The organism is Aggregatibacter kilianii, assembly GCF_003130255.1.
Classification (GTDB): Bacteria; Pseudomonadota; Gammaproteobacteria; order Enterobacterales; family Pasteurellaceae; genus Aggregatibacter; species Aggregatibacter kilianii.
The window spans coordinates 256,230-269,248 of the sequence record NZ_NRCN01000001.1 but is presented as its reverse complement, the minus strand read 5'-3'; the positions used below and the strand labels follow the sequence as shown (position 1 = coordinate 269,248).

10 protein-coding genes are annotated in these 13,019 nt (G+C 41.0%); 5 read left to right on the top strand and 5 right to left on the bottom strand.

What is annotated here, in order from left to right:
- Positions 1 to 2: 2 nt before the first annotated feature.
- On the bottom strand, positions 3 to 1,502 hold the full coding sequence (glpK, locus tag DK428_RS01140; RefSeq protein ID WP_109064121.1) for a glycerol kinase GlpK: 1,500 nt from the start codon (positions 1,500 to 1,502) through the stop codon (positions 3 to 5).
- Between the two features lie 26 nt (positions 1,503 to 1,528).
- The gene (locus DK428_RS01135; protein ID WP_109064120.1) at positions 1,529 to 2,323 is read right to left on the bottom strand and encodes an MIP/aquaporin family protein; all 795 of its coding nucleotides are present in this window, start codon (positions 2,321 to 2,323) and stop codon (positions 1,529 to 1,531) included.
- Between the two features lie 366 nt (positions 2,324 to 2,689).
- Here DK428_RS01135 and DK428_RS01130 point away from each other — a divergent pair, with 366 nt between their 5' ends.
- Positions 2,690 to 4,282 carry a glycerol-3-phosphate dehydrogenase/oxidase gene (locus DK428_RS01130; RefSeq protein WP_109064119.1) on the top strand — a complete coding sequence of 531 codons (1,593 nt, stop codon included), beginning with the start codon at positions 2,690 to 2,692 and terminating at the stop codon, positions 4,280 to 4,282.
- Positions 4,283 to 4,464: 182 nt separating this feature from the next.
- On the top strand, positions 4,465 to 5,802 hold the full coding sequence (locus DK428_RS01125) for an NAD(P)/FAD-dependent oxidoreductase (RefSeq protein WP_109064118.1): 1,338 nt from the start codon (positions 4,465 to 4,467) through the stop codon (positions 5,800 to 5,802).
- Between the two features lie 117 nt (positions 5,803 to 5,919).
- Here DK428_RS01125 and DK428_RS01120 read toward each other — a convergent pair whose 3' ends face one another.
- Positions 5,920 to 6,510, bottom strand: coding sequence for an FMN-dependent NADH-azoreductase (locus DK428_RS01120; protein WP_109064117.1), 591 nt, complete (start codon positions 6,508 to 6,510; stop codon positions 5,920 to 5,922).
- A 231-nt stretch (positions 6,511 to 6,741) separates the two neighbouring features.
- Between DK428_RS01120 and sohB the strand changes: the two genes are divergently transcribed.
- Complete coding sequence (sohB, locus tag DK428_RS01115) at positions 6,742 to 7,803, top strand: protease SohB (protein ID WP_109064116.1); 1,062 nt, start codon at positions 6,742 to 6,744, stop codon at positions 7,801 to 7,803.
- Between the two features lie 230 nt (positions 7,804 to 8,033).
- Entirely contained in the window at positions 8,034 to 8,855 is an 822-nt protein-coding gene (locus DK428_RS01110; protein ID WP_109090000.1) for an OmpA family protein, read from the top strand.
- A 53-nt stretch (positions 8,856 to 8,908) separates the two neighbouring features.
- Here the strand turns inward: DK428_RS01110 and DK428_RS01105 are convergent, their stop codons facing one another.
- Positions 8,909 to 9,784: a fructosamine kinase family protein gene (locus tag DK428_RS01105; RefSeq protein WP_109064114.1), complete on the bottom strand. Its 876-nt coding sequence runs from the start codon at positions 9,782 to 9,784 to the stop codon at positions 8,909 to 8,911.
- Positions 9,785 to 10,022: 238 nt separating this feature from the next.
- Between DK428_RS01105 and thrS the strand changes: the two genes are divergently transcribed.
- Positions 10,023 to 11,954 carry a threonine--tRNA ligase gene (gene thrS, locus DK428_RS01095; RefSeq protein ID WP_109064113.1) on the top strand — a complete coding sequence of 644 codons (1,932 nt, stop codon included), beginning with the start codon at positions 10,023 to 10,025 and terminating at the stop codon, positions 11,952 to 11,954.
- Between the two features lie 77 nt (positions 11,955 to 12,031).
- Here thrS and DK428_RS01090 read toward each other — a convergent pair whose 3' ends face one another.
- The gene (locus tag DK428_RS01090; protein WP_109064112.1) at positions 12,032 to 12,832 is read right to left on the bottom strand and encodes a sulfite exporter TauE/SafE family protein; all 801 of its coding nucleotides are present in this window, start codon (positions 12,830 to 12,832) and stop codon (positions 12,032 to 12,034) included.
- Positions 12,833 to 13,019: the final 187 nt, after the last annotated feature.

The following is a 13,019-nucleotide window of genomic DNA, read 5'->3' as shown; positions in this document are numbered from 1 at the left end:
TTTTATTCCTCTTCCCACGCCAATGCACGCTGAACCGCTTTTTTCCAACCTTGATAAAGTGCGGTGCGTTTTTCCGCTGTTTGTTTCGGTTCAAATGTCCGTTCAACAATAGCCTTGCCACGCAATTCTTCCAAATCCTTCCAGAATCCTACAGCAAGTCCTGCCAAATAGGCGGCGCCTAGTGCAGTAACTTCGCGCACTTTTGGTCGTTCTACTTTCACATCAAGAATATCTGCTTGGAATTGCATTAAGAAGTTATTCGCAACGGCACCACCGTCTACTCGTAAAGTCGCTAGTTTTTCGCCACTGTCCGATTGCATCGAATCTAACACTTCACGGGTTTGGTAGGCGATGGCTTCCAGCGTTGCGCGAACGATGTGGTTGCGGTTGACACCACGGGATAAGCCGACAATCGCACCGCGTGCATACGGATCCCAATATGGTGCGCCTAAGCCTGTAAAGGCAGGAACGACATACACGCCATTGGTATCTTGCACTTTAGTGGCGAAATATTCGGAATCGGCGCTGTCGTGGATTAAACGTAATTCGTCACGCAACCATTGGATAGAGGCGCCGCCCATAAAAATGGAACCCTCTAAGGCATAGCAAGGTTGGCCTTTGGCATTACATGCGATGGTGGTGAGCAATCCGTTTTTAGATTCGACAGCTCTGTCACCCGTGTTCATCAACATAAAGCAACCGGTACCGTAGGTGTTTTTCGCCATGCCGGCATCTACGCATAAATGACCATAAAGTGCCGCTTGTTGGTCACCGGCAATACCTGCTACCGGAATCCGTACACCGCCTTTACCCCCAATGTTGGTTTGTCCGTAAATTTCGGAGGAGTTACATACTTTCGGCAACATAGCTTTTGGAATATCCAACAACTCAAGCATTTTGTCATCCCATTGTTTGGTATGGATATTAAATAGCATAGTACGGGATGCGTTGGTGTAGTCGGTGACATGGGCACGACCTTGGGTGAGTTTCCAAACTAACCATGTATCCACGGTGCCGAATAATAATTCGCCTTTTTCAGCACGTTCTCTGGCGCCTTCTACGTGATCCAAAATCCATTTAATTTTTGTCCCCGAAAAGTAAGGGTCAACCACGAGTCCGGTGGTTTTACGAATATAGCTTTCGTGTCCATCAGCTTTTAATTGGGTACAAATATCGGCAGTACGACGACATTGCCAAACGATAGCGTTATAAATCGGTTTACCCGTTTCTTTTTCCCATACGATGGTTGTTTCACGTTGGTTAGTAATCCCGATAGCGGCAATTTTATCGGAGGTAATGCCTGCTTTAGCAACGACTTCATTTAACGTAGAGCTTTGGCTGGCCCAAATCTCCATTGGGTTATGTTCAACCCAACCGGCTTGCGGGTAAATTTGGGTGAATTCGCGTTGCGCCACTTCGATGATGTTGGCATTTTTATCTAATAAAACCGCACGGGAGCTTGTGGTACCTTGGTCGAGAGCGATAATGTATTCTTGGGTCATGTGAATCTCCTTACGATATGAAAAAATTATGAATTGGAACAATTACATGGCAAATGTTTGCCGATAAAGCGTTGGTAGCCCCAAGCACCGAGTAAACCACCAATCATTGGTGCAATTAAAGGCACAAGGAAATAAGGAATATCTCGTCCGCCGGTAAGTGCAATCTCTCCCCAACCTGCGAAATAGGCCAATAATTTAGGGCCGAAATCACGCGCCGGGTTCATAGCAAATCCGGTTAATGGACCGGTTGCACCACCGATTACGGCAATAAGCAAGCCGATTAATAATGGTGCCATTGGTCCTTTAGGTACGCCATTTCCATCATCAGTTAGGGCTAGGATCAATCCCATTAAAATCGCGGTAATCACCATTTCTACCAAAAAGGCTTTATAAATACTAATATTTGGATGAGGATAGGTTGAGAAAACATTGGCAACACCAACGGTTTCACCGCGTACGATATTTTGTGCGGCTTCCGTTGCAGCAAAAAGATCTTGGTAAAGCAAATAGATTAGTGCCGCGGCGACAAACGCACCGGCAATTTGCGAGATGATATAAGGGAGTACTTTTTTACCGTCAAAACAGGCGAATTTCCATAACGCAAGAGTGACAGCAGGATTTAAGTGGGCGCCCGATACGCCGGCAGTGCAATATACCGCCATGGCGACACCGATCCCCCACACAATGGAGATTTCCCATAAACCAAATGCTGCTCCGGCTAATTTGGCGGCGGCGACACAGCCACAACCGAAAAAGATAAGCAACCCTGTACCTAAAAATTCGGCGATACAAGCGCCTTTTAATGATTGACTTAAAGCCATATTTTCTCCTTGCTATAATGGAACATGGTGAGCATTTTGTTTTCATTACCGCGCAATTATCTTTCGCAAACAACTTGTTTTTGGAAAAATTGAGCAGGCTATATAACAAAATGGAATGCCAAGTTAATGAATAAAATTTCCTCTCGCAAACGGAAAATTCACAAATTGTGAGTGTGATCACAGAATATTTTATCGTTTCAGCAAACGTTTGCTTATAACTTTACGTTAAGCGTGATCAGGATCACAATATCGAAAACTTATGAGAGCTTTTGTTTCCTTTATTTTCGTTTAATGTGGTACTATGAGCATAAACGAGCATTTAGTTTTAAAAGTAACCAAATTTAACTTCAATCTTCGAGGTGGAAAATGCAAAGAAATACAGAACTTGAAAAAGTTAAAAATACTGAAAAATGGGATTTTATTGTTATCGGCGGTGGTGCCAGTGGTTTGGGTATTGCGTTGGACGCGGCTTCACGTGGCTATAAAACACTTTTGTTGGAAGGGTATGACTTTGCTAAAGGTACATCAAGTCGTAGTACAAAATTAGTACACGGGGGGGTTCGTTATTTGGCCGCCGGTGATGTTGCTTTAGTAAAAGAAGCCTTACGTGAACGTGGTCGTTTGTCAAAAAACGCTTCACATTTATTTAAAAATCAAAACTTTATTATTCCTAATTATAATTTTGTAGATAGTGTGAAATACCGCATTGGTTTAGGTTTATATGATTATTTATCCGCCGATTTAAGTTTGGGTAAAACGATTGCGATTAATAAAGACACCACAATGGAACGTTTGCCTACGTTAAATGGCACTGGTTTGAAAAACGGGGTCGTATATAAAGATGGTCAGTTTGATGATTCCCGTTTAGCAATTAATATTGCGCAAACTGTGGTAGAACAAGGCGGCACTGTGTTGAATTATGCGAAAGTAACCGAATTGCTTAAAGATCAGCAAGGCAAAGTTAACGGCGTTAAATTTACTGACGAATTAAGTGGCGAACAATACAGCGTACAAGGTACAGCGGTGATTAATGCTACCGGTGTGTTTATGAACGATATTCTATCCATGGATCACGGCACCGATAAAAAATTCGTGGTACCAAGCCAAGGGGTTCACCTTGTTTTGGATAAATCTTTCTTGCCAAGTGATGATGCATTAATGATTCCAAAAACCTCCGATGGTCGTGTGTTGTTTGCCGTGCCATGGCATGAAAGACTGGTAGTGGGTACAACGGATACTTTAGTTAAAGAACCGTCTTATGAGCCGATTGCCTTAGAGCAAGAAATTCAGTTCATTTTGGATACTGCCGGTCAATATTTAACGAAAAAACCGACGAGCGATGATGTGTTGAGTATTTTTGCCGGTCTTCGTCCGTTAGCGGCGCCGGAAAAAGCCGGTCAAAGCACTAAAGAAGTTTCCCGTAGCCATAAAGTTGTCGTAAGTGATAGTGGTTTGGTCACAATTACCGGCGGTAAATGGACGACTTATCGTCAAATGTCCGAAGATACAGTTGACGAAGCCTTGAAAGCGCATTCGCAATTAGTGAAAAAAGCTTGCATGACAACTAATTTGGCTATTCACGGCAAAATCCCGGCAGAGCAGGTGGATCTAAAAAATCACCTTTATATTTACGGATCTGATATTCCGGCAATTAAAGCATTAGAAACCGAAAATCCGGAATTTGCCGCGAAGATTCATCCTCGTCATCCGAATACGGTCGCTGAGGTGGTTTGGGCCGTGCGTGAAGAAATGGCTGAATCAGTGGAAGATGTGTTAGCCCGCCGTGTTCGCTTGTTGTTCTTAGACGCGCGAGCAGCTATTGATAGTGCCGCAAAAGTCGCGAATATCATGGCAAAAGAATTGAACAAAGATGCGCAATGGGAACGCGAACAAACGGCAAAATTCTTAGATATTGCTAAACACTATTTACTTGTTGATTACGCACCACAAGTCGCTTAATTATCTCCATCTCCTGAAATCAAAGGCAGCGTTAAGTTGCCTTTTTTTATTCCTCTTATTTAACTGTAATGAGTTATTTTGTTGTTTTTCACAAATCATCGCTAAACAACAAACATAAACAAGTGTTAAAATATTGTTAATTAAAAATTACATGATTTTATTATTTTTGTTTAGAGGTATTTATGAAAAACATCGTTGTTGTAGGCGGTGGAGCCGGCGGTTTAGAGTTGGCAACTTATTTAGGAAACAAGTTAGGACGTAAAAAACGCGCTAATGTGACGTTAATTGATCGTAACCAGACCCATTTATGGAAACCGTTATTACACGAATTGGCCACTGGTGCGTTGGATGATGGCGTAGAGGCATTAAGCTATCGTGCACATGCGCACAACCATCATTTTCATTTCGAGCAAGGTGCTATGGTTGGTTTAAACCGTCAGCACAAATATGTAGAACTGGCACCGGTGTATGGTGAAGATGGCGATACTATCGTTGTATCCCGCCGAATTCCCTATGATTATTTAGTGATTGCCATTGGCAGTAAATCCAATGATTTCAATACCAAAGGTGTAGCGGAAAACTGCATCTTTTTAGATAGTTCGGCACAAGCCATGCGCTTTCAACACAAAATGTTGGAGTTATTCCTTAAATTCCGTGAAAACCAAGCCTTGGATGATATTGGGGAAGGAGAAAGCAAACAACAATTAGCCGAAGACGGTCACATTAATATTGCCATTGTGGGCGCGGGGGCGACGGGCGTGGAGCTTTCTGCCGAGCTGTATAATGCCGCAGAGCATCTTTCTTCTTATGGTTATGGCGAAATTGATAGCAGTTGTTTAAAAGTCACCTTGGTTGAGGCGGGGCCGCGTATTTTACCGGCGTTACCGGAGCGCATTTCTAATGACGCAACGGAAGAATTAAGTAAATTAGGGGTAAAGGTAAAAACCAATACCATGATCGTTGAGGCGAACAAAAAATGTTTGATAACCAAAGATGGCAGCCAAATTCCGGCTGATTTAATTGTGTGGTCGGCAGGTATTCGCACTTCGTCTATTACCCAGAATTTTGATGGCTTAGAAGTTAATCGAATTAACCAATTAGTTGTCAAGAAAACCCTGCAAACTACGGAAGATGATACGATTTTTGCTATGGGTGACTGTTGTTTCTTTATGCAAGAGGATGGTAAGCCCGTTCCGCCAAAGGCTCAAGCAGCGCACCAAATGGCCGGTTTCTGTGCAAAAAATATCATTGCTTTATTTGAGGGAAAACCGCTAAAAGAATTTAAATATAATGATAAAGGATCATTAGTTTCATTGTCTGAATTTACGGCATTTGGCGCATTAGGTGGCAAATTAACAGGCGGTTCTTCGATGACTATTGAAGGCAAAATTGCACAATGGATGTATGTTTCCCTTTATCGTATGCACCAAGCGGCTTTACATGGTTGTTTTAAAACCGGTTTAATCATTGTGGTCGGTCACTTGAATCGCTTTTTACGTCCATCATTAAAATTACATTAATCAGACAGCGGTGTATCTCATACATCGCTTTTCTCTGTAAAAAACAACAGAAAAAGTGACCGCACTTTAAAATGCAAAAAGCACCTTTTGGTGCTTTTCGTTTATCTATCATAACCCTTAAAGTGCGGTCACAATTTTATCTATTTCTGCTTTTGCCTGGTTTTGTGCTTTGGCAGTAGCTTCAGGTCCGAAGCCGATTCCTTCAACATAAACGAACTGCACGTCAGTAATACCGACAAAGACCAAAATCGTTTTTACATACGCCGTCACAAGATCCGTTGGTTGATTTTGGTGGAAACCGCCAAATGCAACTAAGACAACAGCTTTTTTACCGCTTAACAAACCTTCCGGCCCTTTTTCTGTATATTGAAACGTGATGCGAGGGCGGGCGATAAAATCAAAATAACTTTTTAGTTGTGTTGGTACACCGAAGTTATACATAGGCGCATTAATCACGATGAGGTCTGCATTTTTTATTTCGCTAACCAATTCATCGGATAACGCCAATAACGCTTTTTCTTCAGCAGTAGCAGGTTGACCACGTAATGCTGTGGTTGCGGTGCTATCAAAATGAGGTAATGGATTGGTCGCCAAATCGCGTTGTATCACATTGGCTTTGGCTAATTTGCTGAGGAAATAATCAGATAATTGGTTGGTTTGAGAGTGAGTGCCCAAAATACTGGATTTTAAAACTAAAACGTTGCTCATGCTTTTTCCTTTTGTTGTAATGAATAAAGTGCGGTCAAAAATCGTAATGTTTTTTACCTTGTCAGTGCTAATGATTTTAGTGAAATCTCGTGAAAGATAAAGCCGATTTTCTGAAAAGCAGTATCAACAATGAGTTAATAATCCAATAACATTTTATTGTGAAGATAGCTTTCAACGCTTTGTTCTTCTATAATTCGGCTTCCATGCATTGTATTAAATTAAGGAAAAATTATGTGGTCAGATATTTTTATCGGCTATGGTGTATTCATTTTGGAAGTGATTACATTGTTACTGATTATTGCCGCTGTAGTTGCCATGATTTTGGCTATGAAACAGAAAAAAGATCATATTCATGGTGAATTGGTGATTACCGATTTATCAAAAGAATTTGAAGAAAATAGTAAGAAACTGCGGGATTTTCATTTAACCGAAGAAGAATTGAAAGAGGCGGAAAAAGTCGAGAAAAAAGCTGAAAAAGCGAAAGCAAAAGCCTTAAAAGCACAACGTAAAAAAGGCGAAGGCGGTATGGAAAATGAACAGAAACCAACCCTTTATGTGTTAAATTTTAAAGGCGATATTGCCGCAACAGAAACTGCCGCATTACGGGAGGAGATTAGTGCCATTATTCAAACGGCAAAAAACGATGATGAAGTATTGCTATGTTTGGAAAGCCCCGGTGGTATGGTGCATGGTTATGGATTAGCGGCATCACAATTGGCGCGGTTAAAACAACATGGCATTAAATTAACGGTGGCGGTGGATAAAGTTGCCGCCAGTGGCGGTTATATGATGGCTTGTGTTGCCGATAAAATTATTTCAGCACCTTTTGCAATGATCGGTTCTATCGGTGTGGTAGCGCAAATTCCAAATGTTCATCGTTTGTTGAAAAAACATGATGTAGATGTAGATGTGATGACGGCAGGCGAATATAAACGCACCATGACCATCTTGGGGGAAAATACCGAAAAAGGGAAACAAAAATTCCAACAAGAATTGGAGGAAATACATCAACTTTTCAAACAATTTGTTTCGCAAAATCGACCGCACTTGGATGTGGATAGTGTTGCCACCGGAGAACATTGGTTTGGTCAACAGGCGCTACATTTAAACCTGGTAGATGAAATCATGACAAGTGATGATGTGTTATTGCAGGCAATGAAAGAAAAACGTGTTATTGGAATTAAATATTCGGTTAAGAAATCGTTATTACAAAAATTTGGCAAGCAAGTAGAGGAGAGTTCCGATAACTTATTGTTACGTCTGTTAAACAGAAATGAAAATGGTTTGATGTAATACGTGGTTTTAATAATCTCTTTACATAAATTGACTAAAAAATATAAATCTCAGATTTACTTTAATCCATTTTGCAATTACCATATCCACCTGAAATTGAAGTTGCTTTATTGCTTTATTTAGGCCTTCTCTTTATGTAGATAAGAAAGATGCAGCTAACGATAGCGCTTTTTTATTATATCTATAGTTCACTTGGATTCTTATTTAACTAACCTAATAAAGGTAAACACATGAAATTATCACATTTTTTATTATCAGCAATCGCTGCAACAACTCTCGTTGCTTGTGGTAACTTGAGCAAAGTATCTAAAGAAGGTGCTCCGGTTGATGGCTCCGAATTAGTATGGCCAAATCTTGAAAAATCTAAATTTAATCACGATGGTAGCCAATTCGGTTCTTGGCCGAACTGGGATAACGTTCGTATGATTGAAAAAGGCATGAATAAAGACCAACTTTATAACTTGATTGGTCGTCCACACTTTGGTGAGGGTTTATTCGGCGTGCGTGAATGGGATTATGTATTCAATTATCGCGAAAACGGCGAACACAAAGTATGCCAATACAAAATCCTATTTGATTCTGATATGAATGCACAAAATTTCTATTGGTATCCAAACGGCTGTAACGGTAATTCTTCTTACTCCTTAACTGCAGATTTCTTATTCGATTTTGATAAATATACATTAACTGCAAAAGGTAAAGAAGTTGTTGATAAAGTTGCTGCACAATTAAAGGAATCTAAAGCAACAGAAGTGAATGTTGCGGGTTATACCGATCGTTTAGGTTCTGAAGCCTATAATATGGATCTTTCTCAACGTCGAGCAGATCGTGTTAAAGCACGTTTAGCAGAGAAAGGTGTTGATGCACAAATTTCGGCTGTAGGCTATGGTGAAGCTCACCAAGTTAAGGCTTGTAGCAACGAGAAGGGTAATCAGTTAATTAGTTGCTTACGTCCAAATCGTCGTGTTGAAATTTCATCTTCCGGTTCTGCACTAAAAGAAGAAAAAACAACTGGCGGTCAAATGGGACCTGCGCCACTATATCAAAAATAGATTAATAAATACAAAGAAAGGGCATGTAAGCCCTTTCTTTTTTTTATCTGCTTTTAAAGATTTTCATAACGTTGTAACACATCATTTACCAACTTATTTGCTAATGCCACATAATTGCCGTGGAAACGACTACTGAAGTTAAGTAGATGATAAAGTTGATAAACGATTTTTCGCTCCTGATAACCTTCTTCTAATGGAAAAGTGCGGTCATAATTTTTATAGAATTCTTTTGGGAACGGTTCAAATAATTCGGTAAAGGCTAAATCACATTCCCGATCTCCCCAATAGCAAGCTGGATCATAAGTGACCGTATGCTCGTCAATATTCGCGCAATTTTCAATCCATAAATTGCCATGTAAAAGCGATGGTTTGGGCTGATGTTTTGCCAATAATGCAGCTACGGCTTTGATTATTTCTTCTGTGTCACCAAATTGAAGTTGTTTTTCTGAACAAAGTTGTAATTGCCAACCAATACGTTGCTCACTGAAGAATTTCCCCCAATGATTGCACCAATCGTTCGGCTGATATTGTGGGCCAAGCCAAGTGTCGAACGATAAACCGTAATTATCAGAGCCTTGATATTGGTGTAAACGGGCAAGTTGCTTACCAAATTCTGCCATATTTTGTGCATTATTGGGTTGCATATTGAGGCCTTCAAGCAACAAAAAACTATGATTTTGCGAACATCCTACACCATACACCTCAGGTACGTGAATAGTATTGGTTTTAGCCAACATGATTAACTGATCTGCTTCGGCACGGAACATAGAGCGGTAGGATTTTTCATTCATTTTCACAAAAACAGGTTGAATCCCATCATCAATAATCCAAGATTCATGCATTTCACCGGTGTGAATTTTGGTTTTGCTTTTAATGGAATAATAAGCACCAAATTGATCAGCTAAGACTTGAGAAATAGACTTCCACATACCTTGTTCCTTTTGCTAGTTAATCATAGGGATAGTGTAAAAGATTAGGAAAAAATTACTGTGACTCAAGTCAAAATTTGGACATTTGGTTGTCATTTTAAAATATGCTAGAATTTCGCACCGCACTTGATTTGTCCGCTTGTAAGGATGATAAAAGTGCGATGCTTTTTTAAAATGTTTTTTAATGAAATGAAACAAGTTGCCTTGCGTATGGGCGACCACTGTATAAGGAAAATGTATGCCTATTATTACTTTACCTGACGGTTCACAACGTCAATTCGATAAACCTGTTACCGTATTAGAAGTTGCGCAAAATATTGGCGCAGGACTTGCCAAAGCGACCATTGCCGGTCGTGTTAACGGCGAGCGTAAAGATGCCTGCGATCTGATTACCGAAGATAGCTCACTTGAAATTATTACCGCCAAAGATGAAGACGGCTTGGAAATTATCCGCCACTCCACGGCGCACTTGCTCGGTCATGCGATTAAACAATTGTTCCCAAATGTCAAAATGGCCATCGGCCCGACGATTGACAACGGTTTCTATTATGACGTGGATTTAGACCGCTCTTTAACCCAAGAAGATATTGATGCCCTTGAAAAACGCATGTTGGAATTGGCGAAAACCAATTACGACGTGATTAAAACGCCGGTAAGTTGGCAAGAAGCAAAAGATACTTTTGAAAAACGTGGCGAGCCGTACAAAATGGCGATTCTAGATGAAAACATTGAACGTACCGCTACGCCTGCGCTTTACCACCACCAAGAATATGTTGATATGTGTCGTGGCCCGCATGTACCGAATATGCGTTTCTGCCATCATTTCAAATTACAAAAAATTGCCGGAGCCTACTGGCGCGGTGACAGCAAAAATAAAATGTTGCAACGTATTTACGGCACGGCGTGGGCAGATAAAAAACAACTGGATGCCTATTTGCAACGTTTGGAAGAAGCGGCGAAACGTGACCACCGTAAAATCGGTAAAGCGCTTGATTTATACCACATGCAAGAAGAAGCGCCGGGCATGGTGTTTTGGCACAACGATGGTTGGACCATTTTCCGCGAATTGGAAACCTTCGTACGTACCAAATTAAAACAATACGATTATCAAGAAGTGAAAGGTCCGTTCATGATGGACCGCGTGTTGTGGGAAAAAACCGGCCACTGGCAAAACTACGGCGATTTGATGTTTACCACACAATCGGAAAACCGTGAATACGCCATTAAACCAATGAACTGCCCGGGACACGTTCAAATCTTTAACCAAGGGTTAAAATCTTATCGTGATTTACCAATTCGTATGGCGGAATTCGGTTCTTGCCACCGTAATGAGCCTTCCGGTTCTTTACACGGTTTAATGCGTGTACGCGGTTTCACCCAAGACGATGCACATATTTTCTGTACCGAAGATCAAATTGAAAGCGAAGTGACGAGCTGTATTCGCATGGTTTACGATATTTACAGCACCTTTGGCTTTACCAATATCTTCGTTAAACTTTCAACCCGTCCGGAAAAACGTATCGGTGCCGATGATATGTGGGATCGCGCGGAAGAAGGTTTGGCGAATGCGTTAAAACACAATGGTCTTGAATATGAAATTCAAGAAGGCGAAGGCGCGTTCTACGGTCCGAAAATTGAATTTGCTTTACGCGATTGCTTAGATCGTGAATGGCAGTGCGGTACTATTCAATTAGACTTTGCGCTACCGGGCCGTTTAAACGCCTCTTATGTGGCGGAAGATAATGATCGCCGTACGCCGGTAATGATTCACCGTGCGATTTTAGGTTCTATTGAACGTTTCATCGGTATCATCACCGAAGAATACGCAGGTTTCTTCCCTGCATGGTTGGCGCCAACACAAGCGGTTGTGATGAACATCACCGATTCTCAATCCGAGTATGTGCAAAAGGTGGCGAAACAGTTATCTGATGCAGGTTTACGCGTGAAAACCGATTTGCGTAACGAAAAAGTCGGTTTCAAAATCCGCGAACATACCTTACGCCGTGTGCCTTATATGCTGGTTTGCGGTGATAAAGAAATTGAAACCGGCAAAGTGGCAGTGCGTACCCGTAAAGGTCAAGATCTCGGTACATTCACTGTGGAAGAATTTTTAGACATTCTGAAAAAACAAGTGAGAAATCGTGATTTGAAATTGTTGGGTGAAGAGTAGTTTTCTTTGCTAAAAACATAAAAGTGCGGTCAAAAATGACCGCACTTTTTTATCCGTTCCACTAGATGTTAAAAATCCTATTTCCCCCAATGCACAATTAACATATAAGCCGCAATACTCAGCAAAATCAAACCAAGCAATTTTCTCGCAATATCAGGATGTAAAATGCCGCGAATTTTCATGGAAAGAAAACTGGTTGCAAAGGAACTTAGCACCACGATGAGCACGATAGTGAAATTTACGTATCCGATTTGCCAACCGTATTGAATGTGGAATGGTGGGTTTTTTGATAAGTAACCGTACAGACTGCCTAGCCCGCCGATCACCATCATGTAGTTGGTATAAGGGGCGATTTGATATGCCGAGACACTACGTAGTTGCGCGATTAGCGGCGCCATAATGGAACCGCCACCGATGCCTGTCATGCCGGCAATGCTGCCGCCAAAAAAGCACAAGCCGATACCTTTAAGATTTTCATTTGAGGCAGAGTTGTCATTGCTAACACTCGAGTTACGGAAAAAGGTTCTGAGTGCCAAAATCGTTAAGGTAATGATAAAAATACTGATAATAATGGTGTCGTGCAGATAAAAGCTGGCTTCAAAACCCAGTTGTACGCCTACAATCATACCTAGAGACCATAACAACATGGCTTTGTAATTGATTTGAATTTTTTGTTTGTAGAAATAAAAAAGATTAATCAGTGATGAACCAATCACAATTGTGAGGGATGTTGCCGCGACCATTTGAAGGGGAAAGTCAGGGAACAGGGTATAGAGGATAGGCACCATCAGCACCCCACCGCCAATGCCAAAGATGGCTGACATTAAATTCGTCAGCATGCCACAAAAGATCAAAATAACAATAAGTTCCAACGCCATAATACAACCCCCTTCATTTTTTTGCGTATTATGGTGTGGTATAAATTCGACGGATTATGATCGTGCTCATAATTTTTATAATTCTTTTTGAATTTGTGATCAACCTCACGCTATCTCTATGACAACTATCATAGTTTTTTGAATTTTGGTGTATTACTCTAACGGCGTATCTAATAATAAAGGGGAT

Bases quoted from the DNA above. Each gene is read 5' to 3' on its own strand.
- glpK (WP_109064121.1), bottom strand. From the start codon at position 1,502: ATGACCCAAGAATACATTATCGCTCTCGACCAAGGTACCACAAGCTCC.
- DK428_RS01135 (WP_109064120.1), bottom strand. From the start codon at position 2,323: ATGGCTTTAAGTCAATCATTAAAAGGCGCTTGTATCGCCGAATTTTTA.
- DK428_RS01130 (WP_109064119.1), top strand. From the start codon at position 2,690: ATGCAAAGAAATACAGAACTTGAAAAAGTTAAAAATACTGAAAAATGG.
- DK428_RS01125 (WP_109064118.1), top strand. From the start codon at position 4,465: ATGAAAAACATCGTTGTTGTAGGCGGTGGAGCCGGCGGTTTAGAGTTG.
- DK428_RS01120 (WP_109064117.1), bottom strand. From the start codon at position 6,510: ATGAGCAACGTTTTAGTTTTAAAATCCAGTATTTTGGGCACTCACTCT.
- sohB (WP_109064116.1), top strand. From the start codon at position 6,742: ATGTGGTCAGATATTTTTATCGGCTATGGTGTATTCATTTTGGAAGTG.
- DK428_RS01110 (WP_109090000.1), top strand. From the start codon at position 8,034: ATGAAATTATCACATTTTTTATTATCAGCAATCGCTGCAACAACTCTC.
- DK428_RS01105 (WP_109064114.1), bottom strand. From the start codon at position 9,784: ATGTGGAAGTCTATTTCTCAAGTCTTAGCTGATCAATTTGGTGCTTAT.
- thrS (WP_109064113.1), top strand. From the start codon at position 10,023: ATGCCTATTATTACTTTACCTGACGGTTCACAACGTCAATTCGATAAA.
- DK428_RS01090 (WP_109064112.1), bottom strand. From the start codon at position 12,832: ATGGCGTTGGAACTTATTGTTATTTTGATCTTTTGTGGCATGCTGACG.